The organism is Rugosibacter aromaticivorans, from assembly GCF_000934545.1.
GTDB classification, from domain to species: Bacteria; Pseudomonadota; Gammaproteobacteria; order Burkholderiales; family Rhodocyclaceae; genus Rugosibacter; species Rugosibacter aromaticivorans.
Map to the genome: position 1 here is coordinate 425918 of NZ_CP010554.1, position 22745 is coordinate 448662.

23 protein-coding genes are annotated in these 22745 nt (G+C 57.7%); 15 read left to right on the top strand and 8 right to left on the bottom strand.

Features of this window, described 5'->3' with window-relative positions:
* Positions 1 to 5 precede the first annotated feature (5 nt).
* From PG1C_RS02250 to PG1C_RS02275, 6 genes are all read left to right on the top strand, one after another.
* Positions 6 to 722 carry a DUF6781 family protein gene (locus tag PG1C_RS02250; RefSeq protein ID WP_202635819.1) on the top strand — a complete coding sequence of 239 codons (717 nt, stop codon included), beginning with the start codon at positions 6 to 8 and terminating at the stop codon, positions 720 to 722.
* A complete protein-coding gene (locus tag PG1C_RS02255) occupies positions 722 to 2542 on the top strand; it encodes an ABC1 kinase family protein (protein WP_202635820.1) in 1821 nt (606 codons plus the stop codon). Before PG1C_RS02250 ends, PG1C_RS02255 begins: the two co-directional genes overlap by 1 nt.
* Positions 2539 to 3537 carry a patatin-like phospholipase family protein gene (locus tag PG1C_RS02260; RefSeq protein WP_202635821.1) on the top strand — a complete coding sequence of 333 codons (999 nt, stop codon included), beginning with the start codon at positions 2539 to 2541 and terminating at the stop codon, positions 3535 to 3537. Before PG1C_RS02255 ends, PG1C_RS02260 begins: the two co-directional genes overlap by 4 nt.
* A 206-nt stretch (positions 3538 to 3743) precedes the next feature.
* On the top strand, positions 3744 to 4400 hold the full coding sequence (locus PG1C_RS02265; RefSeq protein ID WP_202635822.1) for an LAPAL motif-containing putative phage structural protein: 657 nt from the start codon (positions 3744 to 3746) through the stop codon (positions 4398 to 4400).
* Positions 4401 to 4456: 56 nt separating this feature from the next.
* Positions 4457 to 4627 carry a hypothetical protein gene (locus tag PG1C_RS02270; protein ID WP_202635823.1) on the top strand — a complete coding sequence of 57 codons (171 nt, stop codon included), beginning with the start codon at positions 4457 to 4459 and terminating at the stop codon, positions 4625 to 4627.
* A gap of 143 nt (positions 4628 to 4770) precedes the next feature.
* A complete protein-coding gene (locus tag PG1C_RS02275) occupies positions 4771 to 5658 on the top strand; it encodes a phospholipase A (RefSeq protein WP_202635824.1) in 888 nt (295 codons plus the stop codon).
* 34 nt (positions 5659 to 5692) lie between these two features.
* Here PG1C_RS02275 and trxA read toward each other — a convergent pair whose 3' ends face one another.
* Positions 5693 to 6061, bottom strand: a complete 369-nt coding sequence (gene trxA / locus PG1C_RS02280; protein ID WP_202635825.1) for a thioredoxin — start codon at positions 6059 to 6061, stop codon at positions 5693 to 5695.
* Positions 6062 to 6126: 65 nt separating this feature from the next.
* On the opposite strand from trxA, the gene gluQRS reads away from it, so the two are divergent.
* The 9 genes from gluQRS to kdpE all read left to right on the top strand — a co-directional run bounded on the left by gluQRS (position 6127) and on the right by kdpE (position 16908).
* Positions 6127 to 7077, top strand: a complete 951-nt coding sequence (gene gluQRS / locus PG1C_RS02285) for a tRNA glutamyl-Q(34) synthetase GluQRS (RefSeq protein WP_202635826.1) — start codon at positions 6127 to 6129, stop codon at positions 7075 to 7077.
* 11 nt (positions 7078 to 7088) lie between these two features.
* On the top strand, positions 7089 to 7526 hold the full coding sequence (locus PG1C_RS02290) for a CoA-binding protein (protein ID WP_202635827.1): 438 nt from the start codon (positions 7089 to 7091) through the stop codon (positions 7524 to 7526).
* Between the two features lie 275 nt (positions 7527 to 7801).
* A complete protein-coding gene (locus PG1C_RS02295; RefSeq protein WP_202635828.1) occupies positions 7802 to 8101 on the top strand; it encodes a BrnA antitoxin family protein in 300 nt (99 codons plus the stop codon).
* A gap of 772 nt (positions 8102 to 8873) precedes the next feature.
* A complete protein-coding gene (gene kdpF / locus PG1C_RS02300; RefSeq protein ID WP_202635829.1) occupies positions 8874 to 8963 on the top strand; it encodes a K(+)-transporting ATPase subunit F in 90 nt (29 codons plus the stop codon).
* Positions 8964 to 10763: a potassium-transporting ATPase subunit KdpA gene (gene kdpA / locus PG1C_RS02305; protein ID WP_202635830.1), complete on the top strand. Its 1800-nt coding sequence runs from the start codon at positions 8964 to 8966 to the stop codon at positions 10761 to 10763.
* A 10-nt stretch (positions 10764 to 10773) separates the two neighbouring features.
* Positions 10774 to 12843, top strand: a complete 2070-nt coding sequence (gene kdpB, locus PG1C_RS02310) for a potassium-transporting ATPase subunit KdpB (protein WP_237218257.1) — start codon at positions 10774 to 10776, stop codon at positions 12841 to 12843.
* 10 nt (positions 12844 to 12853) lie between these two features.
* Positions 12854 to 13441 (top strand): potassium-transporting ATPase subunit KdpC, encoded by a 588-nt coding sequence (gene kdpC, locus PG1C_RS02315; RefSeq protein WP_202635831.1) that lies wholly within the window; start codon positions 12854 to 12856, stop codon positions 13439 to 13441.
* Between the two features lie 57 nt (positions 13442 to 13498).
* Positions 13499 to 16213, top strand: coding sequence for a two-component system sensor histidine kinase KdpD (gene kdpD, locus PG1C_RS02320; RefSeq protein ID WP_202635832.1), 2715 nt, complete (start codon positions 13499 to 13501; stop codon positions 16211 to 16213).
* Entirely contained in the window at positions 16210 to 16908 is a 699-nt protein-coding gene (gene kdpE, locus PG1C_RS02325; RefSeq protein WP_202635833.1) for a two-component system response regulator KdpE, read from the top strand. Before kdpD ends, kdpE begins: the two co-directional genes overlap by 4 nt.
* A 55-nt stretch (positions 16909 to 16963) precedes the next feature.
* Here kdpE and queE read toward each other — a convergent pair whose 3' ends face one another.
* The 7 genes from queE to PG1C_RS02360 form a co-directional block, all read right to left on the bottom strand.
* Positions 16964 to 17647: a 7-carboxy-7-deazaguanine synthase QueE gene (gene queE / locus PG1C_RS02330; protein ID WP_202635834.1), complete on the bottom strand. Its 684-nt coding sequence runs from the start codon at positions 17645 to 17647 to the stop codon at positions 16964 to 16966.
* A gap of 7 nt (positions 17648 to 17654) precedes the next feature.
* Entirely contained in the window at positions 17655 to 18395 is a 741-nt protein-coding gene (locus PG1C_RS02335) for a YbgF trimerization domain-containing protein (RefSeq protein ID WP_202635835.1), read from the bottom strand.
* The gene (gene pal / locus PG1C_RS02340; protein ID WP_202635836.1) at positions 18395 to 18934 is read right to left on the bottom strand and encodes a peptidoglycan-associated lipoprotein Pal; all 540 of its coding nucleotides are present in this window, start codon (positions 18932 to 18934) and stop codon (positions 18395 to 18397) included. Before pal ends, PG1C_RS02335 begins: the two co-directional genes overlap by 1 nt.
* A gap of 37 nt (positions 18935 to 18971) precedes the next feature.
* The gene (gene tolB, locus PG1C_RS02345; RefSeq protein WP_237218356.1) at positions 18972 to 20204 is read right to left on the bottom strand and encodes a Tol-Pal system beta propeller repeat protein TolB; all 1233 of its coding nucleotides are present in this window, start codon (positions 20202 to 20204) and stop codon (positions 18972 to 18974) included.
* A gap of 99 nt (positions 20205 to 20303) precedes the next feature.
* The gene (locus PG1C_RS02350; RefSeq protein ID WP_202635838.1) at positions 20304 to 21083 is read right to left on the bottom strand and encodes a TonB C-terminal domain-containing protein; all 780 of its coding nucleotides are present in this window, start codon (positions 21081 to 21083) and stop codon (positions 20304 to 20306) included.
* Positions 21080 to 21481, bottom strand: coding sequence for a protein TolR (gene tolR / locus PG1C_RS02355; protein ID WP_237218258.1), 402 nt, complete (start codon positions 21479 to 21481; stop codon positions 21080 to 21082). Before tolR ends, PG1C_RS02350 begins: the two co-directional genes overlap by 4 nt.
* Positions 21482 to 21495: 14 nt before the next feature.
* A complete protein-coding gene (locus tag PG1C_RS02360; RefSeq protein WP_202635840.1) occupies positions 21496 to 22737 on the bottom strand; it encodes a DUF3734 domain-containing protein in 1242 nt (413 codons plus the stop codon).
* Between the last annotated feature and the right edge of the window lie 8 nt (positions 22738 to 22745).

Below are 22745 nucleotides of genomic sequence, written 5' to 3' on the forward strand. Positions count from 1 at the left end.
TGATCATGGCCACGCAGAATAAAGATGAACAAAACGACGTACTGGAAAGCCGCGTACGGCAAGCTGTCGCGCAAGGCGCGGACGTGCAGGCGGCCGTGCGCCAGCTTACCCTCGATGCGATGAGCAGCCATACGCTGAGTCTCGAATCCATCAGCCGTATCATGCATGCCGTGGTGCAAGGCACGCGCGAAGGCGTGCAGGAGGAATTGGATAAAACGACAACCCAGGTACGAGCGGCGCAAATCCGTATGAAAGAAGCGGTTTCCGGACTCGATACGGCGCTGGCGCAATTTGCCGCTGCGACGAAATTGGCGGTAGAAGAAGCAGCAGGCCGGGCGCAGAAGTTTTCCAGCCAGGATATGGCGCGCACCCGTGCCGATCTGGAAAGTCTGGAATCGCTGTTTCTGGAAACCATGAAAACATCAGCCACGGCGACCCGGGGTGTGGCTTCTGACATGTTGGCAGATATGGTAAGCCACGCCCAACGCACAGGGACAGCCGTTGGTGAGCAGATCAAAGCCACGCTGGAAACTTTTACGCAACAAATGACCGCTGTCAGCAAAACGCAGATCGAGGCGGGGATGCAGCTGGCACAAACAACCGCTGATGTGATGCGCAAGGTTGCCGCTGGCATGTTGTCTGGCTTGGCGGATCGTGTCAAGCCAAGCACGCCCTCACCGAGCGCGCCCTCATCTAAAGCTTCACGCAGCAAGGGCGACTGATGCTGTGGCAAGCGGTCGTTGCGGTGCGCGACCTGGGCCGTTTGCAGCATATCGCGGCGATTCTGATTCGCTATGGTTTTGGCGACATGGTGCGGCGGCTGGGGCTGGCCAATGCACTGGAAAAAGCCGGCCGTGCGCTGCACTGGAATGAAGCGGAAGAACTGGCGCACCTCGAGGTGCCAGCACGGGTGCGTCGTGCCCTGGAAGAAATGGGGCCGACGTTCATCAAGCTCGGCCAGGTGCTGGCGACACGGGTGGATTTGTTTGATCCCACGTGGATCGCTGAATTCAGCGGTTTGCAGGATAGTGCGCCCACGGTACCGTGGGCAGACATTCATGCGCAGCTAAGCGCTGACCTCGGCGCGGCGCCCGAGGAAGTGTTTGCTGCAATCAATCCGCAACCCCTGGCCGCGGCCTCTATCGCGCAGGTACATCGCGCCCGGCTGGAAGATGGCAGCGAGGTGGTCGTCAAGGTGCGCCGCCCCGGAATTCGGCCGCTGATCGAGGCCGATTTGCGTTGGCTGATGCGGTTGGCCGAGCTCGCTGAAAACGATCTGCCTGAGTTGCGTGCCTTTCACCCGCGTGATGTGGTGCGTCAGCTCACCCAGTCGCTGCGCCGCGAGCTTGATTTCGCAAGTGAGTGCCGTAGCGCGGAACGTATCGCGCAAAATTTCTCTGCGTATACGGATGCTGCAAACACCGTGCAAAAAGTTATGCGAAGCGGTATTCAGTCGGACAACGCTGGTGACACGCCAAACTATTCGGTATCTCGCAACCAGGAACCGCTGACGGATGAAGCGATGCAATCACCCCAGCCACCCGTAGTGATTCCGCGCGTCTATTGGCAATGGACGGGCGAGCGCGCGTGTGTGCAGGAATTCATTGACGGTTTTTCCGGGCGAAACCTTGAAGCAGTTGATCAGGCGGGTCTCGACCGAAAAGTGCTTGCCCGGCGTGGTGCGCATGCCGTGCTCAAGATGATCGTCGAGGATGGTTTCTTCCACGCTGACCCGCATCCTGGCAATGTGTTCTACCTGCCCGGCAATCGTATCGCCTTTATTGATTTTGGCATGGTCGGCAGGCTGACCGGCGAGCGGCGCGACCAACTGATACGCTTATTGCTGGGGTTGGTGACGCACGATGCGCGGCGTGTCTCCGATGTGCTGCTTGATTGGACAGGCAATAGCGTGTTGGATGAAGACGTGTTGCTGCTGGAAATTGACACCTTCGTTGATCAATATCATGGCGTGCCGCTCAAGCAGCTTCGGCTCGATCGCATGCTTGCCGAAATTGCGGCCATTTTGCGCCAGCATCGGTTGACACTGCCAGCCGATCTGGCGTTGCTGATCAAGGCGTTCATCACGCTAGAAGGCATGGGGCGAGAGCTTGACCCTGATTTTGACATGGCCGGTGAAGCCATGCCCATGCTGGAAAAGGCCATGCGTGCGCGGTACTCGCCGCGAGCGATCGTTAAGCGAGGTTGGCAGTCCGTTAGTGATGCGCTAGCCTTGGTGGCCGACTTGCCACAAGACATTTCCCGCCTGTTGCGCGCTGCGCGTCGTGGGCGGCTGGAAGTGCATATTGATGTGACGCATCTGAAGCGTGTCGGCAACCAGCTTGATCGGGCGATCAGCCGGCTGGTCGTGGGCATTGTTGTGGCGGCGCTGATTGTCGGCTCATCGATCGTCATGACGGTGCCCGGCGGGCCGAGTTTGTTCGGTCTGCCCTTTTTCGGTCTGCTGGGTTTTCTTGGTGCGGTGATCGGCGGCCTGTGGCTTTTGTTGTCGATCAGGCAAAGCGGCAGAGTGGATGCAGAGTGAGCGCTGAAGTAAAGCGTCGCCCCAAAATCGGCCTCGCGCTAGGCAGTGGTTCGGCGCGCGGCCTGGCGCATGTCGGCGTGATCCGCGCCATCGAGGACGCCGGCATTCAGATCGATTGCATCGCGGGAACCAGCATGGGTGCATTGATTGGCGCAATCCATGCCGCCGGCAAATTGGACCGACTGGAAACCGCTTTTCTCGGTTTCGACTGGAAAAAGACTGTCTCTTTTTTTGATGTCGTGCTGCCCAGGTCGGGTCTGCTCGACGGGGCGAAAGTCAGCGAACTCGTGCGCAGCCACATGCATGCGGATGGCATCGAAGCCCTGCCCATCGCGTTCGCTGCTGTCGCCAGCGATCTGATCAGCGGCGAAGAAGTGGTCATCCGCACGGGGGACATCATCGAAGCCGTGCGCGCCAGTATTTCGGTGCCCGGCATTTTTACCCCCGTGCGGCGCAACGGGCAGATTCTGGTGGATGGCGGGCTGACCAATCCGGTGCCGGCCAGCGCTGTCCGCGCCATGGGCGCCGAGTTTGTCATCGCCGTCGATCTTAACCATCAGATCGTGAATGGCAAAAACCTCAAACCGCTGCTGCCCACGGTGAGCAATGTGGTTACCCCTGCGGCAAGCGATCCGCGCCCGCGTTCAGGCTGGATGGATATCTATTACCAGAAGATGCAGAACCTCAAGCAAAAACTGCTCGCCAGCGATGCGCCGGGCCGCATCCAGCTTTTACGCTGGCTCGCGCGCGAGGAACCGCTACCCAGCATCTTCGAAGTGCTGCTGGCTTCGATCAACATCATGGAAACGAGCATCACGCAAACGCGGCTGTATATCGACCAGCCGGACATCATCATCCAACCACCGCTCGGCCACATCCGCTTCCTCGAATTCGGCCGCGCCGAAGAAATCATTGCCATCGGTTATGAACATACGCAGCAGCAACTCGCCGCGCTTGACCCCAGTCTGTTGCTGGCATTGTCTGCACCGCGATAAGCCGCAAGCCATCCCTGATTGTTCGTGTGCCCGGCCGGATGGCGCTTGTCAAAATGCAGGATAAATCGTTTAGTCCAAACTGGATATTGGCGCTGACAAGATAGTAGCGCCAAAATTTTTTAGTTAGCCCTCAAGAAAGGCCGTCATGCGCGTAGTCGACATTGCTCAGTTCGAGTTCTCGTAATCTCTTCGCGAATCAGATCGTTATGGGTCTTGTGCTTGGGGTCCTGGGTAACTACATTTATGAACGCACGCTGGCAGTCGATGACAAGGTTACGGTTGAAGTCAAGACTAACGAAGTAATCATCCAAAGGGGCAATGATCGAGTCGTAGTCCCGAGAAACGTTTACGACGCGACAAGACGTGTTGAGAAGAACCCACAATTCATCAAGGCTATGACTCGCACGTTCGAAGCCGTGGCGGCTGACGAGAAGGTCAAATCTTTCGGACTCGTCGAGAAAATGGATTCGCCTGCTCCAGCGATCCCGATATTTCGTTCTACGCTCCTTTCCCTTGCCACACAAATGCCAGAAGACCCGGATAGTCGAGTCATCACTGAGCAAGCCGAGCTCCAGATCGTCAAGGCAATTCTCAAGAAGTCCAACCGACGGTGGGAGTTCGTTTGGAGGGGAATCACGATATCAGCGCCGGTAGTGCACGATCGTTTCTGTGTAGACTTCTTTGCCCACGAAATCACCATTGCGCCGGGCGACACGCTCGAGGTCACACTTGCCATCAAGCAGGCTAAAGATCCTGATACAGGCATCTATACGAACGTTGGGTACGAGGTAGTTGAGGTTCATGGTCATGTTCCTCGCATCAGACAAATGCCGCTTACGGGGGCCGCCGATGAGGGTTCTTAAGTAAGTCATCAAAGGCCAAGCTCGAATTATTTTGTAAGAATCATCAAAAACCCAACATGCGTAACCATGACCAAGTGATTTCCGAGCAATTCGGCAGCACCGCCGCGGCAGGCTCAACCTGGCTGATTGCGACAGGTGACGAGACCGCACAGGCGGGGGCGCCATTGTTGTTGGAGACGGTCAAGCCGACGGCGCTGGCGGACTGGCCGGACACACTCACACTGTGACTGACGCAGGCGGGTGCAACGCAGGAAGTGGGTTTGACGCTGACCGTAGCAGAGGGAACCGATGCCGCGCGCCGCACGTATCGCGGCATCGTGCCGCAGGGCATTTCCGGGCTGGTCCGCGCCGAGTTAGCAGCGCCAGCGCGATGCTTGCTCTGCACTACCTTTGGATCGCCTTCGGGAACTTCCAACCGACTGGCGCTGGTCATCGCCGGTTTGCCCACCGCGTCGCCATCCACGCCACTTTCACCTGCTGTGGCACAGCAGACGCCAGCAGATACACTGTCGCCTCGGCAGGCTCCGCATTGCCACCCGCTGCGCCTGACAATTCCGTGTTTTCTCCGCACGAGCCGATGTATTTCGTGGTGGGCAATCGAGGAGGGAACAATGCGCGTTTTCAGTTGAGTTTCAAATATCAAATATTTGATCCAAAAAGCCATCTGGCGCAGTGGTTTTCGCCACTCGCCCAGATCTATTTCGGCTACACGCAAACTTCGACTTGGGATTTGGCTGCCCAGTCCCAGCCGTTTCGCGACACGAGTTATCGCCCGAGTTTTTTCTGGCAAACAGAACCCAGCGGTCAGGGAATTGTTCCCCTTCTATTCCGCGCAGGCTACGAGCATGAGTCGAACGGCAAGGAGGGAATCGCTTCGCGCAGCATTGATACGCTCTTCGTGCGCCCGGTCTGGCGTAAGGAATTCGCCAACGGCAGTGCGCTCGCCTTCATGCCCAAGCTCTATGGCTATCTGGATAAGTCAGACAACCCGGACATCCAGCGTTATCGTGGGTATGTTGATTGGGGTTTTTGCTATGGTTACGAAGACGGCTGGCTTATGACTTCGCAAATCCGGCGCGGCACGGCGAACCGTGGCTCCGCGCAGTTTGATGTTTCCGTTCTGTTTCGCACGCCGGTGTTTACGCGCACCGGCGGCTTCCTGACATTTCAACTTTTTTCAGGCTATGGCGAAAATCTGCTTGACTACAATGTGCAACGCAGCACGCAATTGCGTGTCGGGGTTTCGCTGGTGCGTTGATTAAAACGCCGGTACATGCAGCGCCTTCGGTGCTTCAGCTTGACGCTTGCTGCCCGGCTATTTCAAGACGCACTTGATCCATATCGAGCGCCATTGCCTGTTCGATGAGCTGATCAAACGCCGCCGGTACAAGCGCGCCTGCTTCTGAATAAATCACGATCTGATCGCGGAAAATCATCAGCGTGGGAATCGAGCGGATGTTGAAGGCGGTGGCGATTTCCTGCTGCTCTTCGGTGTTCACCTTGGCGAAGACGATGCCGGGATTTTTTTCTGCGGCGGCCTCGAAAGTTGGCGCGAAGCCGCGGCAGGGCGCACACCAGGGCGCCCAGAAATCGACGATCACGGTCGCATTGTTGGTGATGGTCGGTTGAAAATTATCCGCGTCTATTTGCAGGGTTGCCATGCGTACTCCTGAGTTGATTGGTCGCCTATGCTATCGTTTTGCGTTCTCTTTTGCCATTACCCCGGATGAATTTTTCTGCACTTCCTGCACCCACTGATCGCGGCCATTATCGTGGCCGCTTTGCCCCGTCGCCCACCGGCCCGCTGCATTTCGGTTCGCTGATTGCGGCGGTTGCTTCATTTCTCGAAGCGCGCACGCAGGGAGGCGAGTGGCATTTACGCATGGAAGATGTCGATGTGCCACGTTGTTCAATGACAGCGGCGGACGCGATCTTGCGCGCGCTGGAGGCTTTCGGTTTTGCCTGGGATGGCGATGTGGTGTGGCAGAGCCAGCGTACCGATGCCTATCGTGCGGCGTTTGATCAGTTGCTGGCCTCTGGCCGTGTTTTCCCCTGCGCTTGCACGCGCAAGGAGCTGGCGGATTCAGCGCTGATCCATGAGGGGGCGGTGCTTTATCCAGGCACTTGTCGCGCTGGTTTCCCGCCGGGGAAGGCGGCGCGCAGTTGGCGCGTGCGGGTTGATGCGGCCAGCGTGTCTTTCGACGATGCGATTCAGGGCCGCATCGCAAGCAATCTGGCGCAAGAGGCTGGGGACTTCATTGTGCTGCGCGCCGATGGATTATTTGCCTACCAGTTGGCCGTGGTGGTTGATGATGCCGCAGCTGGTATGACGCATGTAGTGCGCGGTGCCGATTTGTTGACCTCGACGCCACGCCAGATTTTTCTTCAACAATGCCTCGGGTTGCCGACGCCGGCTTATGCGCATTTGCCCGTGGCAGTGAATGCGGCGGGTGAAAAGCTTTCCAAGCAAACATTGGCCGCACCGCTGGATGTGGCGCGGCCGGCACCGTGGCTGTTTGCTGCACTGAAGTTTCTTGGCCAAACGCCACCGGCGGAATTGGCGCAGGCGAATGGTGATACCAATTGCGATGCCCTGTGGGACTGGGCGAAAAACCACTGGCAGTTGCAACATGTGCCGCAGCAACTAACCTTGCCCGGCTTGACGAAAAATTTTTGAGAGGAGAGAGCATGCCGATTACGGATACACAAGAAATTACGCGTTGGTTGACCCGTACCAAAGTGATTGCCATCGTCGGGCTTTCGCCCAAAACTGACCGGCCGAGCCATGCGGTTGCGCAGTTTTTGCTGGTGCGCGGCTATGACATCATTCCGGTGAATCCGGCGTGTAAGGAAATGCTTGGCCGACCGTGCTATCCCGATCTGGCGTTGATTCCGCGTGCGGTGGATATGGTGGATGTATTTCGCAAAGCGGAGGATGTGCTGCCGATTGCGCAAGAAGCGATACGCATCGGCGCGAAATGTCTCTGGCTGCAACTCGGCGTCATCAATCCGCAAGCCGTGGCGCTGGCAGAAGCCGCCGGACTGGCGGTGGTGGAAGATCGCTGCCTCAAGATAGAGTACACACAGCGGTTTGGCTTGCAGCCAGTGGGCGGATTGTCCGTTTGACAAGTTTCTTTATTGTAGCTACATTAAAAAATCGAATTCGATTGGGCCAAGGCCGCGCAAATCAAACAAAGCACGGCGTGTCTCTTTCCATAGCAGGCGAACTCGACTGGGAAGCTGCGCTGGTATGGGTTGACGACCGATTTGAGTACAACGAGAGGCGCATGATTGCGCTCGCGCCGAAAACCGGATCCTGTACTACGTGGCGTTTGTAGACCGTGGCAAAGTGCGCAGGCCATCAGCCTGCATCGCGCCAATCGTCGTGAGGTTAAAACATTATGTCGAAAATATCTAAGCGCCCCGCCATTCGCATGCCAACCATAGCGGAAGACAAAGCCATTACTGCGGCAGCCAGAAGTGACCCTGACGCACAGCCGCTGACGCCAAAGCAACTGAAAGCCATGGTGCCAACGCAGGCATTGCGTGGACGGCCGAAATCAGAAAACAAAAAGCTGCTCGTCTCAGTACGCTACAGCCCCGAAGTGGTTGCCTACTTCAAGTCCACCGGCGAAGGTTGGCAATCGCGAATGGATGGTGTGCTCCGTCAGTACGTGGCACGTCATTCCCGTAGCGCTTGATGGCTATGTTTACTTGGCACCTCACGTTGAGGAGTCGGGTTACTGCTTACTGAGAGGCAACCCTGATAAAAAAACTTGATGATTTTGAGAAGGATGTCCTGGCCGCTTACGAAAAAAGGGCGAACTCAAGCCTACTTCACCTTCAAAAGCCGGCTGGCCAAATTCAGGCGCGTGTCCTGGAAGCAGGTATTCCGTACCAGACCTTTATCGCCAGCGTATTGCGTAAGTACACCGCTGGCCGCCTGTTTGAGAAACCATCGAGACTGACCGCCCGTGCAACCGGATGCGCCGACAAGCGGCGCGCTGATTAGCTTCAATGTGAGGTTTCATACAGCAGGTCCTCCATGTGTTGAGGGCGAGTACTCATTCCCTGCCTTTTCATTGCAGCGAACGACAATCGTCGGTCTGTGTATGACGATTTGAAGCATAAACCTGTGCTCAACGCCCCGGTGTATTTCCCCACAGCACCTTGTACGGGAGAAAAATACTGGACAGCCCCCGGAAGATCGGCGCTGGTGACACGCCGCTATAGTTCACACGCGGGCAAAACCGCCGCTTGCACCCTCCTGCGGTAAAACCGTTTACAGCATTTTTATACCGCGGCCCCTATTCTTTTGACTGAATTGATGCTCAGCGCCATAAGCTGCGCAATATGTCATTCAAGTCGGAGGGTCTATGGATATCATCTGGTGTGTGTTGATCGGCGCGTTCTTTCTTTTAACCGTTGCGCTTGCAGCCGGTTGCGATCGATTGATGCCGCGGAGGAGTTGAGATGAGCGCAATCTATGTTCCCGGTGCTGCGGCCGCGGCGCTGCTGCTGGTCTATCTCGTCTACGCATTGATCAAGGCGGAGGACTTCTAAATGACTACCCAATCCTGGTTGTTGTTGGCAGTTTATCTCGTCGTGCTGCTGGCGACAGTCAAACCGCTGGGTTTATTTATGGCCAAGCTCATTGACGGCGGTCCGCGCTGGCAGCCGCTTGCGCGTTTCGAGAACGATGTGTTTCGTTTATGCGGCATCGGGCACGAGGAAATGAGTTGGCGCCGATATGCGCTGGCGGTTCTCTTGTTCAGCGTGGTGGGTGTCCTCGTGGTGTACCTCCTGCAGCGTCTGCAAAGCTGGTTGCCGCTTAATCCGCAGCAGATGCGAAACGTGGCGCCGGATTCGAGCTTCAACACCGCCATCAGCTTTGTCACCAATACCAACTGGCAGGGTTATGCCGGCGAGGCGACCATGAGTTATCTCACCCAGATGCTCGGGCTCGCGGTGCAGAATTTTCTGTCCGCCGCGACCGGCATCGCTGTTGCCTTCGCCCTGATTCGCGGCTTTGCGCGTCACTCGATGCAAACCATCGGCAACTTCTGGACGGATATTTATCGCGTCACGGCCTATCTGCTGTTACCGCTGTCGTTTGTTTTTGCGCTGGCGCTAGTGAGCCAGGGGGTGATCCAGAACTTTGCCACCTACCAGGAAGTTACCATGCTGGAGCCGACAACCTATGAGGCGCCCAAGCTCGACGCCGCCGGCCAGCCGGTAAAAGACGCTGCTGGTAACGTGGTGAATGAAACCCTGCGCGTGAGCAGGCAAACCCTGCCCATGGGGCCGATTGCCTCGCAGGAGGCGATCAAGATGATGGGCACCAATGGCGGTGGTTTTCTCAATGCCAATTCGGCGCATCCGTTCGAGAACCCGACGTGGCTTTCGAACCTCCTGCAAATGCTGGCGATTTTTCTGATTCCGGCGGGCTTGGTCTATGCGTTTGGCAGGGCGATCGGCGACACGCGCCAAGGTTGGGCGATGTTGGCCGCGATGACCTTGCTCTTCGTTGGCGCTGCAATCGCAGCCATGAGCTTCGAGCAACAGGGCAACCCATTGCTCGCCAAACTCGGCGCTGACCAGACGGCGAGCGCGATGCAATCGGGCGGCAACATGGAAGGCAAGGAAACGCGCTTCGGTATTGCTGCTTCCGGCTTGTTCGCCACCATCACCACCGCCGCTTCGTGCGGTGCGGTCAACGCCATGCACGATTCTTTCACGCCGCTCGGCGGGCTGGTGCCAATGGTGCTGATGCAGCTCGGCGAAGTGGTGTTCGGCGGCGTCGGCTCGGGGCTGTACAACATGCTGATGTACGCCATCCTGGCGGTATTCGTCGCCGGCCTGATGATCGGTCGTACGCCGGAATACCTCGGCAAGAAGATCGAGGCCTTTGATATGAAAATGGTCTCGATAACTATCTTGATGACCCCGGCGCTGGTGCTGCTCGGCACCGCAATTGCCGTGCTGGCGGGTGCCGGCAAGGCCGGCGTGGCCAATCCTGCGGCACATGGCTTTTCGGAAATTCTGTACGCGTTCTCGTCCGCCGCCAACAACAACGGTAGCGCTTTTGCCGGCCTGTCCGCCAACACGCCCTTCTACAACGGCTGGCTGGGCGTGGCGATGTGGTTCGGACGCTTCGCGGTGATCGTGCCGGTGCTGGCCATTGCTGGCTCACTGGCGGCCAAGAAGCGGCTGGCACAGGGGCCGGGGACAGTGCCGACGCATGGCTTGCTATTCGTCGGTCTGTTGATGGGCACCGTGCTGCTGGTCGGCGCGCTGACCTATGTTCCGGCGCTGGCGTTAGGGCCGGTGGTCGAGCATCTAATCCTGCGGGCCGGAAACTGAGGTGACATTTATGCCAACTATCAATAGACTTTCCCTGTTCGATTCCGCCCTGCTGCAGCCATCGCTGGTCGATGCGCTGCGCAAGCTTGACCCGCGCGTGCAGTGGCGTAACCCCGTGATGTTCGTAGTGTATGCCGGCAGCCTCTTTACCACGGGCTTGTGGCTGCAGGCGCTCGGTGGTCAAGGCGAAGCACCGGCCTGGTTCATCGGCGCCATCACGCTGTGGCTGTGGTTTACGGTGCTGTTCGCCAACTTTGCCGAGGCGTTGGCCGAAGGTCGCAGCAAGGCCCAGGCGGCAGCGTTGCGTAGCACCAAGAAGACTGTCCTGGCCAAAAAGCTGAGGGAGCCACGCTATGGCGCTCAGGTGGTTTCCGTACCTGGTGCCGACCTGCGGCGCGGCGACGTGGTTCTGGTCGGGACCGGTGATATGATCCCGGCCGATGGCGAGGTGATCGAGGGTGTTGCTTCGGTCAATGAAAGCGCCATCACGGGCGAGTCGGCGCCGGTGATTCGCGAAGCGGGCGGCGACTTTTCCGCCGTCACTGGCGGCACGACGGTGCTGTCGGATTGGATCGTGGTACGCGTTACTGCCAACCCTGGCGAAGCCTTCATTGATCGCATGATTGCGCTGGTAGAAGGGGCGAAACGCCAGAAGACGCCCAACGAAATCGCACTTACCATCCTGTTGGTGGCACTGACGCTGATTTTCCTGCTGGCGACCGTTACGCTCTTGCCTTACACGCTATTCAGTGTAGAAGTAGCCAAGGTTGGCCATCCGGTGACGGTGACCGCGCTGGTGGCACTGCTGGTGTGCCTGATCCCGACCACGATTGGTGCCTTGCTGTCGGCCATCGGCATTGCCGGCATGAGCCGCATGCTGGGTGCCAATGTCATTGCCACTTCCGGCCGTGCGGTAGAAGCGGCGGGTGACGTGGATGTGCTGCTACTCGACAAAACCGGCACCATTACGCTGGGTAATCGCCAGGCGTCTGCGTTCATGCCCGTGCGTGGTGTGACCGAAGAGCAATTGACCGATGTGGCGCAACTCTCCTCGCTCGCTGACGAAACCCCCGAAGGGCGCAGCATCGTGGTGCTGGCCAAGCAGCACTTCAACCTGCGCGAGCGGGATATCCACGCGCTGGGCGCGACCTTTGTCCCATTCTCGGCCCAGACCCGCATGAGTGGTGTCAATCTCGGCAGCCGGCAAATTCGCAAAGGCGCAATGGATGCGATTCGCCACTATGTCGAGGCCAACGGCGGCAGCTTCCCGCAGGAGGCGCTGCAGGCCGCTGACGACGTGTCGCGACGTGGCAGTACGCCGCTTGTGGTCGCCGACGGTGGTCAGGTGCTGGGCGTGATCGAGCTCAAGGATATCGTCAAGGGCGGCATCAAGGAGCGCTTTGGCGAGCTGCGCCGCATGGGCATAAAAACGGTGATGATTACCGGCGACAATCGGCTGACCGCCGCCGCCATCGCCGCCGAGGCGGGGGTGGATGACTTCCTCGCCGAGGCAACACCGGAAGCCAAGCTGGCGCTGATCCGCCAATATCAGGCCGAAGGCCGGCTGGTGGCGATGACTGGCGATGGCACCAACGACGCGCCTGCACTCGCGCAGGCCGACGTGGCGGTGGCCATGCATAGCGGCACCCAGGCGGCGAAAGAGGCCGGCAACATGGTCGATCTCGACTCGAACCCCACCAAGCTGCTGGAAGTGGTCGCGGTCGGCAAGCAGATGCTGATGACGCGCGGCGCGCTGACCACTTTCAGCATCGCCAATGATGTGGCCAAGTACTTCGCCATCATTCCGGCCATGTTCGTGGTGGTCTACCCGCAGCTCGATGCGCTGAACGTCATGCACCTCGGCAGTCCGATGTCGGCAATCCTGTCGGCGGTGATTTTCAATGCGCTGGTCATCGTGGCGCTGATTCCGCTGGCGCTCAAAGGCATCGCCTATCGTCCGCAGGCTGCCGCTGTGGTATTGCGGCGCAATCTTGCGCTCTATGGCTTGGGTGGAATTCTGGTTCCGTTCCTTGGCATCAAGCTCATCGACCTTGGCCTCGTGGCGCTTGGTCTGGTGTAAGGAGATCACTATGAAAACGCTACTACGTCCGGCAGTCAGCTTGTTTGTGGTACTGACCGTGCTGACGGGCTTGATTTATCCGCTCGCGATTACCGGCGTTGGCCAGTTGCTTTTTGCACATGCGGCCAATGGTTCGATCGTGACGGTGAATGGCAAAGCAGTCGGTTCCAAACTGATTGGTCAGTCGTTTACCGCCCCCGGCTATTTTTGGGGGCGGCCCTCGGCTACCGGCCCCTATCCCTACAACGCGACGGCTTCCAGCGGATCCAACCTGGGGCCGCTGAATCCAGGGTTGAGTGAGGCGGTCATGGCGCGCATCATCGCACTCAAGGCCGCCGACCCCGGCAATACACAGCCGGTGCCGGTGGACCTGGTGACCGCTTCGGGCAGCGGCCTCGATCCGGAAATATCGCTGGCTGCCGCGCGGTATCAGGCAGCGCGTGTCGCCAGGGCAAGGAGCCTGTCGGTTGACAAGGTGCAAACGCTGATCGGGCAGCACGCCATACGCCCGTGGCTAGGCATCTTCGGCGAGCCGCGCGTGAGCGTGCTCATGCTCAATCTTGCGCTCGATGGCGGCTCACCACTCGGTGAAAGATAGTGCAGGTGGTTGAAAAGCGGCTGGGCAGAATTTTCCAATAACCGGTTAAAGTGCGTCATGGCACAAGACGATCAGCGCCCCAATCCTGACGAACTGCTCGAACGCGTACAGTTTGATGAGCAGCAGGAACGCCACGGCAAACTGAAAATTTTCTTCGGCGCCTCGCCCGGCGTTGGCAAGACCTATGCGATGCTGAATGAAGCGCGGCGGTTACGCACCCAAGGGCTGGATGTGGTCGTGGGTGTGGTCGAAACCCACGGCCGCAGCGAAACAGCGGTGTTGCTGGAAGGACAGGAGATTCTGCCGCGCAAAGACATCGCGCATCGTAACGGCACACGCAAGGAATTTGATCTCGATGCCGCACTCAAGCGTCGCCCGGCGGTGCTGCTGGTCGACGAACTCGCTCATTCGAATGCACCCGGCTGCCGCCATCCCAAACGCTGGCAGGATGTCGAGGAACTGCTGGCTGCTGGCATCGACGTGCTGACGACGGTCAATGTCCAGCACATCGAAAGCCTGAACGATATTGTCGGCAGCATTACCGGCATCCGTGTTTGGGAAACGGTCCCCGACCATGTATTCGCCGGGGCAAACGAGATCGTGCTGGTGGATCTGCCGCCGGAGGATCTGCTGGTACGCCTGCGCGAAGGCAAGGTTTATCTGCCTGAACAGGCCGAGCGTGCGATCCAGAACTTTTTTCGCAAGGGCAATCTGATTGCGCTGCGCGAACTGGCACTGCGCCAGACGGCTGACCGTGTTGACGATCAGATGCGCGCGTTGCGCCGTACCAGCGCTCAGTGGGTCTGGCAAACACGCGACACGTTGCTTGCCTGCATCGGGCCTGGCGATGTGGACGAAAAAGTAGTGCGTACGGCGGCGCGTCTGGCTGCCAAGCTGGATGCCACATGGCATGCGGTGTACGTGGAAACGCCCAATCTCCAGCGCCTGCCGGAGGCCCGGCGGCGCGCTGTTCTCAAGACACTCAAGCTCGCCCAGGAACTGGGTGCGGAAACAGCCACGCTTTCCGGGCAGGACGCAGTCGCGTCGGTGCTCGACTATGCACGATGCAATAATCTTGGCCGTATCGTCGTCGGGCGCAGCACCGGCAAGCGCTGGCAACTGCCGGGACGTGCACCATTCAGCCAGCGCCTGGGTGCGCATGCACCGGATATTGATCTCATCGCCGTGGCACGCGATGCGCTGGGCACGCGTCGTCCGTCCACCGTGAGCTCTGGACTGGATGAAGCGGCGCGTGTCAAGCCCCAATTGCGTGGGTATTTATACGCAGCGCTGACCTGCATTGGCATCACTGTGGTGGCCACACCGCTGCAGCAGTACTTTGAGCCTGCCAATATTGCCATGCTGTTCCTGCTCGGTGTGGTATTCATCGCCAACCAATTTGGGCGTGGCCCGGCGGCGCTTGCGGCGCTGCTCAACGTGGCCGCCTTCGACTTCTTTTTTGTGCCGCCGCACCTGAGTTTTGCTGTCAGCGATGTGCAGTACGTAGTGACGTTTGCCGTCATGCTGATCGTTGGCCTGGTTATTGGCCATTTGACCGCCGGGCTGCGTTACCAGTTGTGGGTGGCGCGCAGTCGTGAACAACGCGCGCGCAGTCTTGCGCAGATGGCCAAGTCGCTCTCCTCGGCTCTGGTCGAGGAACAGGTGGTTGCGCTAAGCGACAAGTTTGTCGAATCTACCTTTCACGCCAAGGCCGCCATCCTTCTGCCGGATCTCGGCGACCGGTTGCAAATGCCGACTATACACGGCAGTACGCCGACCTATGACCTGGTGGTCGCGCAATGGAGTTACGATAAAAACGAACCGGCTGGCGCCGGCACCGACACGCTACCGGCGAATGCCCAGCTGTATCTGCCGCTTAAAGCGCCGATGCGGGTGCGCGGTGTGCTGGTGGTTGAACCGGATAACCTGCGCCTGCTGATGATTCCCGAGCAGCGTCGACTGCTTGACACGTTTGCTGCGCTGGTCGCGATTGCACTCGAACGCATCCACTTCGTGTCGGTAGCGAAGGACACCCTGATCCGCATGGAATCGGAGCGTCTGCGCAACTCCTTGCTGACAACGCTTTCACACGATTTACGCACACCGCTCACGACACTGGTTGGCCTGGCCGAGACTTTGTTGCTTGATCTGGTGGCGGCGGAATCCACCCACGCAGATAAGGCGAGTGCGATTCATGAACAGGCCCTGCACACCAGCCGCCTGGTGAATGATCTGCTAGAGATGGCCAAGCTGCAATCTGGCGAGATTACGCTGCGCAAGGACTGGCAGTCGCTGGAAGAGATTGTTGGCAGCGCGCTGAAGAGCCTCGAACCACTCATGAGTAAACATCCGCTCGAGCTCGATTTGCCGGCGGGGCTGCCATTGGTCAGGTGCGATGCCGTGCTGTTGGAACGGGTGCTGGTCAATCTGCTTGAAAACGCCACCAAATACACCAGCCCGGAAACGCTTATTGGCATCCGTGTGAGCACAGCTGATACGGTTGTCCGTGTCGAAGTGTGGGACCAAGGTGCGGGCTTGCCACCAGGTCAGGAGCGCGCGATATTCGATAAGTTCGCGCGCGGCCAGAAAGAGTCGGCCATTCCCGGTACGGGTCTGGGACTCGCGATCTGCGAAGCCATCGTGCAGGCGCATGGTGGAAAAATCTGGGCAGAAAACCATGCGCCGCAGGGCGCACGGTTTGTGTTCACGCTGCCGCTGGAAGCACAGCCAAGCATTGAACCCGAGGTGCCTGATGAAAGCGGGACGCGATGACAGCGGAAACCCCCGGCAACCTACTGATCATCGAGGATGAAAAGGCAATCCGCCGCTTCGTGCGCCACGTATTGGAGGCCGAAGGCTACCGCCTGTTCGAGGCCGAGCATTTGCAACGTGGCCTGATTGAAGCCGGCACGCGCAAACCCGATATGGTGATTCTTGATCTTGGCCTGCCGGACGGTGATGGCATGGATTTCATTCACCAGCTGCGCGCCTGGAGCGGCATACCCATTCTTGTGCTGTCGGCGCGGGTGGATGAACGTGACAAGGTCGCGGCGCTGGACGCCGGTGCCGATGATTATCTGGTCAAGCCCTTCGGCGTGGGCGAACTGCTGGCGCGGGTGCGCGCATCCTTGCGCCGGCATGCACGAGCCGGAGAAACGCTTAGTCCCAACGTGCAGTTTGGCGATGTGCGTGTCGACCTGACCAATCGACAAGTCACCAAAGCCGGCGCAAAAGTGCATCTCACACAAATCGAATTTCGCCTGCTCGCTGTTCTGCTGAGCCATCCGGAAAAGGTGCTGACACACCGCCATCTGTTGCGTGAAGTCTGGGGGCCGCCTTATGTGGAACACAGCCATTATTTGCGCATCTACATGGGGCATCTTCGGCAAAAGCTGGAAGGCGATCCGGCGCGGCCCCGACACCTGATTACCGAGACAGGTATCGGCTACCGGTTCGTACCCGCCTAAGCCGAAACTTCACGAAATTTGATCGGCAGGCCCATTTTCAGCATTGTCAGGCGCGTCAACGCCCTGGCGTATTGCCCCACAGCACTTTATGTAATTGCAGCTGAAAGCGAACGGGTAGCTTGTCGTCAATAATCCATTGGGCGAGCTGCCCCGCCTCAAGCTGGCCCTGCACGGGGGAAAACAGCACGGGGCAGCGCTCGAAAAGTCGGTGCTGGTGACACGCCGTTATGGCCCATTCATAGTCTTCCCGCGATGCCAGCACCAGCTTTAGTTCATCGTGTGCGGTGAGCAGGTCGAGATTTTCCCAACGATTTTTTGTCGTCTCGCCCGAGCCAGGTGCCTTGATGTCCATGATACGCGAAACACGCGGATCAATACCGCCGATATCCAGCGCACCACTGGTTTCCAGCGAAACGGAATAGCCCGCTTCACACAATGCGACGAGCAAGGGCAAACAATTTTTTTGCGCTAATGGTTCGCCACCCGTGACGCAAACGGTCGTGCAATGGAATTCGGCAACTTGCGCCAGAATGGCGTCGATGGGGATCGTGCCACCGCCGTGAAAGGCATATTCGGTATCACACCAGGTGCAGCGCAATGGACAGCCCGTGAGGCGAATAAACACCGTGGGTAGCCCTACGCGGCTTGATTCACCTTGAATGGAATGGAAAATTTCAGTGACGCGGAGCGCGTCGCTGCGCACAGAAGATGCGGTGGGTTGGGTCGTTGCCACAGACATGGGGGTGCTATTTCTTTTTGATGTGGGTGAGCTTTAGCTCTCGCTTGGCGCGTTTTCCTGCATCACTCATCGGGTATTTGTCGCTCAGTTTTTGCAGCACCGCGTGCGCGGCTTTAAAGTCTTTGAGCGCTTTCAGACTTTCTGCCTCGCCTTCGAGTGCATCCGGTGCGCGCTCATCTTGTGGCCAGGTGGCGGCAAATTTTTCAAACAAGGCGGCGCCTTGCTTGTGGTCTTTGGCTTGTGCGTGGGCATAGGCACCCCAATAGGTTGCGGAATCCTGCATGGTGCTGTTTGGCCAGGTTTCGATGAACGAAAGAAAGCTTGCGCCAGCTTCTTTAAATTTTGATGCTTTTAGCAGGTTCAGCGCGGTTTCATAGTCGCGGGTTTCTTTTGCGCTATCCACCTTGGCGGGCGGTGTGGGCGTGCCGGCCTCATTCGCCGCGGGTTCCAGTTTTCGCAGGCGATTATCCAGATCGATATAAAAATCTTTTTGCCGTTTTTGCAGTGCGTCCAGATCGTGAAACATCACTTCTTGCTGGCCACGCAGTTTGGCTAGATCGGCACGGATGCTTTCTAGCTGATTTGCGAAATCAAGCTGATTGCTATTGACTGTTTCTATGCGCTGGGTAAGGGCATTTACATCGCTGCGCAGTTGTTCAATGCGCTGACGCGCCAGATCATCATCAAACAGGCCGGCACGCGCTGGCAACGTGAAGCAGAGGAGTGCCAGCGCCCAGGCGCCCCGCATCAGAACTCGCCCGAATAGAGCATGTCACCACGCCGGTTTTTCGCCCAGCATTCTTCAGTGAATTCGCTGCACGTCGGTTTTTCTTTACCCAGGCTGACCGCTTCAAGCTGGTCTTCGCGGGTACCGAGCAGCGAGAGCGATTTTTTTATCGCTTCGGCGCGCTTTTGACCCAGCGCCAGATTGTATTCGCGGCTGCCGCGTTCATCGGCATTGCCCTGGATCAGCATTTTCATGTTTGGGTTGGCGGCGAGGAACTTGCCGTGCGTGGCCAGTAGCGTCTGATATTCATCCTTGACGACATAGCTGTCATAGTCGAAATAAATGCTGCGTTTGGACAGCGGGCTGCGCGGGTCTTTCAGTGCGGCCACGCTCATCGGGTCGAAGCTTTCGATTTTGGAAGTCGTTGGAGCAGGTTCGACAGCGGCTGGTGTGCGCGACTCTACACCCGATGGATTTTGTTCGGGCGCGGGCGGCTGCGAGCCGCAAGCGGAAAGTAGTAGAGTCAGAGCGATAGTGGAAAGCAAGCTTACGGTGCGCATGATAGTGTCCTCGTGAGAAATGTTGGTGGGTGATGGTTCATCTGACCAGCGGACCCCAGGCAGGTTCGCGTACATCGGCGGCCTGCACAGAGAGTTTTTGCTTGACGCGGCCGTCGCTGGATACTGCCGCTAATACACCCCGCCCGCCAATTTCTGTCGCATACAGAATCATGCGGCCGTTGGGGGCGAAGCTGGGGGATTCATCTTTGGAGGAGTCAGTCAGAACTTGCGTTTGTTTGGTTGCCAGATCCATCAGTGCCAGTTGAAAGCGGCCATTGTTGCGCGCAATGTAAGCAATGCTTTTGCCATCGGGTGAGGGACGGGGTGTAACGTTATAACTGCCATCAAAGGTGATGCGCTCGGCTATATTTCCCGCTGATCCGCCTGTGGCGGGGATACGGTAAATTTGCGGGCTGCCGCCGCGGTCAGAGGTGAAGTAGATGAACTGTCCATCGGGAGAAAAACGTGGCTCGGTATCGATACCGGGAGAGCTTGCCAGGCGTGTTACGCCGCTGCCATCGGCATTGACCAAGAAAAGCTGTGAGCCGCCCTCTTTGGTCAGCACGACGGCCAGACGTTTGCCATCGGGTGCCCAGGCAGGCGCCGAGTTTGAACCCTTGAAATTGGCCGCCACATGACGCTTGGCGGTGGCTAGATCGTGGACATATATCACTGGTTTTTTGGCTTCAAAAGAAACATAGGCCAGCTTGCTCCCATCGGGTGACCAAGCCGGTGAGATGATCGGCTCACGCGAGGCCAGCGCAGGTTGTGCGTTGGCGCCATCAGCATCGGCAATTTGCAGTTCATAGCGCCCCGTACTTTTCACTACATAGGCAATGCGGGTGGAAAAAATACCCGGTTCGCCGGTGAGTTTTTCATAAATTGAATCGGCAATGCGATGCGCCGTGGCGCGTAACTGTGTACCTGTGTGCACATAGGCTTGCATATCCAGCGTGTTTTGTTTGACCACATCCGAGAGGCGCACGCGAGTTTCAAAGCGACCGCCGCTCAAAGCAGTGGTCGTGCCGCCCGCCACGACATCTGCGCCGCGTTGTTTGATATCTGCGAAGGGCGGATTGGTGTTGTCGCTGAGAGTTCCGGTGCCATCAATCAAACGAAACATGCCACTACGATCAAGGTCAGCGCGGATCACAGAGGTCAGCGCCTGGGCGACAACCCGCTCGCCACTGAAGTCAGCGATAGCGATGGGCAGACGGTCGGCGCCAGCACCTGTAATCTCGACCCTGAGTTGTGCGTGAGCGCCCGCCATGGCAAGCCCAAGGCTGGTGACGCAGGCAAGAAGAAGCGGTTGAAGCAGCGGTTGAAGAAATGGCTGGATTTTCATAAGGCAATTATACCGGCTGCACATTTACTCTTCGAGCGGACGAAAGCTGAGTTCGAGGGTCCGTGAGAAAAGATCATTTTTTTCCGGTTTGGGTAATGGGTTGGATTTAAGAATAGCACGTTCAATTGCCGCATCCAGCGCCGCATTGCCTGAGGAATGACGCAGCCGCGCCGTGACAATTTCGCCACTGGGCAACTGGGTAACATCGAACACGGCTTCGGGGTTGCCTTGGACTTCCGGGGGCAACACGATATTGCCCCTGATTTTGCCGCGAATGCGCGACAGATAATCCGCCATGGCCTTGTTACGTGAAGCGGTTTCGCTGGACGCTTTTTCTTTGGCTAAATCTTCGATGGCAGCATCGGTTTTTTTACGTTGCATCAGGTGCTCAGCTTCTTTTTTCAATTGGTCGAGAAAAGAGGTTTTGCGCGGGGGGATATCCGGTTTGGGTTCTACGGCAGGCTGTGGTTCAGGTTTTGGTGCTTCTTTTACCTTGTCTCTAATGGCGATATCGGGTTTTTTCGGTAAGGGCGCGGAGGGTAGTTCAGCCACCGGCTTGGGTGCTGGCTGTATTTTTGGCTCTGGCTGAAAAGCCGGCGCCCCAAGGGTGCTTCCTGCGGGGTGCGCTGGTGAGGCGGTGGCGCGAACCAGCTCAACCTCTACGACGTCAGCCATCTTCGTTTGCCAGTGTACGCCGTAGAATAAAATGATCGCCAGCAGGACATGCACCAACACGGCCAACACCACGGAAACGTATTTTCCTGTGCGATCATCGGGGTGCAGAAAAGGCGAATCGAATGTCATTTGCCAGGTTGCACCAGCAGGCCAATTTTTTCCACCTGTTGGCGTTGCAGTTCGTCCATCACGCTGAGCACGGCTTCATATTTGACGTCTTTATCGCCCGCAATCAGCACAGGTTGCTGTGGGTTTTTTATTTGCAACTGCTTAATGTAGGCCGCAAGCTCGCTACGGGTCACGGTTTTTTCACTGCTGCCAGTGGCACTGTTGCCGGCACGATCGCGCAAAGCGAGCGAAGCATCCGCCTTGACAATGACTTCCAGCGGGGCAGCCGGCGGCTGGGCCGATTTGCCAACGCTGGGCAGGTTGACACTGCCGCTCTGAGTCATTGGCGCCGTGACCATAAAGATAACAAGCAATACCAGCATCACATCGATGTAGGGCACCACATTAATTTCATTCATGAGCCGACGTTGTTTCATGGCAGATTTGTACGGGTTTGAGTGGGGGTACGGCGATGCATATCGTGAGTCACAAAAGGTTTATCAGCCGGAGGCAGATCAAGCCATTCGCGATGGGTTAGTGTGTAGCGTATGTCATCCAGCCCGGTATGCCAATGGTTGTGCATGGCTAAGGGGCTGAACTGGTAATCCATGTAATGGGCGTGATGCTCCCCTTTGTCCTTGTAAATGAGATGGATCACGTTAAAGCGCCGGTCGCACGATGCCTTGGCTGCACGCAGATACCACGCATTATCCCGGCTTGACTGCGGCACCAGGGCCATCAGTTCTTGCAATATGCGACGGTATTTTTGCGTGCTTTCCATGTACTCGGTGATCATCCGTGTGCGGCTTGAATACTGAATGTCTTTTTGCCGGATCGCCACCTCGAACAGGTCCGTTGGCGCTTCGCCTTGCGCACTCCATAAATCGACCTGGAAAATCAACGAGTCCTTGTGCGCTTCGTTGGTGAGCACATGATACAGCGGTGTATTTGATACCAACCCGCCATCCCAGTAGTATTCACCATCAATTTCCACAGCGGCAAAGCCTGGCGGCAATGCGCCTGAAGCGATGAAATGCTCTGGCCGCAACGTGGTCTTGGTATTGTCGAAATAGGCAAAATTGCCGTTGCGCACATTCACAGCGCCGACTGAAACACGCATCTGGCGCACATCGTTGATGCGCTCAAAATCGGCAAACTTTTCCAGTGTGGCACGCATGGGTTTGGTGTCGTAAAAACTCGCGGTATCTGGTTTGCCGTGAAAAGGCGGCAACCAGGAAAACAGCCGGGGCGCGAAGAATCCATTTTGACCTTCCATCAAGGTACGTGAGGCCTCCCAGACGTCAAGTGCTTCTCGCATGGCAGGCGGCCAGATTTCGGCAAGCGATGAATCAACAGGCGTGGGCGGGAAAGCAGGGTGCTGACAAATTGCCTCCCAAAACCCGCGTAATTGTTCGACGCGTTTTTCTGGCGGGTTGCCTGCAATGATGGCGGCATTCAGTGCGCCAATCGAGATACCGGCAACCCAATTGGGTTGAATGTTGGCTTCGGCCAAACCCTCGTAAATGCCGGCCTGATAAGAACCAAGCGCACCGCCGCCCTGCAAGACCAGCGCGACAACTTCATACTCGGCAAGACGGGTATTTTTGCCATTGCCGCTACTTTTTTCATTACCATTGCGCGGCTTTGCTGCGGTACCGTTTCCTTCGGTGGACATGGTGCTTT

What these genes read in the sequence shown, in the direction of transcription:
- PG1C_RS02250 (WP_202635819.1), top strand. Translation starts at nt 6, where the DNA reads ATGGCCACGCAGAATAAAGATGAACAAAACGACGTACTGGAAAGCCGC.
- PG1C_RS02255 (WP_202635820.1), top strand. Translation starts at nt 722, where the DNA reads ATGCTGTGGCAAGCGGTCGTTGCGGTGCGCGACCTGGGCCGTTTGCAG.
- PG1C_RS02265 (WP_202635822.1), top strand. Translation starts at nt 3,744, where the DNA reads ATGGGTCTTGTGCTTGGGGTCCTGGGTAACTACATTTATGAACGCACG.
- PG1C_RS02270 (WP_202635823.1), top strand. Translation starts at nt 4,457, where the DNA reads ATGCGTAACCATGACCAAGTGATTTCCGAGCAATTCGGCAGCACCGCC.
- PG1C_RS02275 (WP_202635824.1), top strand. Translation starts at nt 4,771, where the DNA reads ATGCTTGCTCTGCACTACCTTTGGATCGCCTTCGGGAACTTCCAACCG.
- trxA (WP_202635825.1), bottom strand. Translation starts at nt 6,061, where the DNA reads ATGGCAACCCTGCAAATAGACGCGGATAATTTTCAACCGACCATCACC.
- gluQRS (WP_202635826.1), top strand. Translation starts at nt 6,127, where the DNA reads ATGAATTTTTCTGCACTTCCTGCACCCACTGATCGCGGCCATTATCGT.
- PG1C_RS02290 (WP_202635827.1), top strand. Translation starts at nt 7,089, where the DNA reads ATGCCGATTACGGATACACAAGAAATTACGCGTTGGTTGACCCGTACC.
- PG1C_RS02295 (WP_202635828.1), top strand. Translation starts at nt 7,802, where the DNA reads ATGTCGAAAATATCTAAGCGCCCCGCCATTCGCATGCCAACCATAGCG.
- kdpF (WP_202635829.1), top strand. Translation starts at nt 8,874, where the DNA reads ATGAGCGCAATCTATGTTCCCGGTGCTGCGGCCGCGGCGCTGCTGCTG.
- kdpA (WP_202635830.1), top strand. Translation starts at nt 8,964, where the DNA reads ATGACTACCCAATCCTGGTTGTTGTTGGCAGTTTATCTCGTCGTGCTG.
- kdpB (WP_237218257.1), top strand. Translation starts at nt 10,774, where the DNA reads ATGCCAACTATCAATAGACTTTCCCTGTTCGATTCCGCCCTGCTGCAG.
- kdpC (WP_202635831.1), top strand. Translation starts at nt 12,854, where the DNA reads ATGAAAACGCTACTACGTCCGGCAGTCAGCTTGTTTGTGGTACTGACC.
- kdpD (WP_202635832.1), top strand. Translation starts at nt 13,499, where the DNA reads ATGGCACAAGACGATCAGCGCCCCAATCCTGACGAACTGCTCGAACGC.
- kdpE (WP_202635833.1), top strand. Translation starts at nt 16,210, where the DNA reads ATGACAGCGGAAACCCCCGGCAACCTACTGATCATCGAGGATGAAAAG.
- queE (WP_202635834.1), bottom strand. Translation starts at nt 17,647, where the DNA reads ATGTCTGTGGCAACGACCCAACCCACCGCATCTTCTGTGCGCAGCGAC.
- PG1C_RS02335 (WP_202635835.1), bottom strand. Translation starts at nt 18,395, where the DNA reads ATGCGGGGCGCCTGGGCGCTGGCACTCCTCTGCTTCACGTTGCCAGCG.
- pal (WP_202635836.1), bottom strand. Translation starts at nt 18,934, where the DNA reads ATGCGCACCGTAAGCTTGCTTTCCACTATCGCTCTGACTCTACTACTT.
- tolB (WP_237218356.1), bottom strand. Translation starts at nt 20,204, where the DNA reads ATGGCGGGCGCTCACGCACAACTCAGGGTCGAGATTACAGGTGCTGGC.
- PG1C_RS02350 (WP_202635838.1), bottom strand. Translation starts at nt 21,083, where the DNA reads ATGACATTCGATTCGCCTTTTCTGCACCCCGATGATCGCACAGGAAAA.
- tolR (WP_237218258.1), bottom strand. Translation starts at nt 21,481, where the DNA reads ATGAATGAAATTAATGTGGTGCCCTACATCGATGTGATGCTGGTATTG.
- PG1C_RS02360 (WP_202635840.1), bottom strand. Translation starts at nt 22,737, where the DNA reads ATGTCCACCGAAGGAAACGGTACCGCAGCAAAGCCGCGCAATGGTAAT.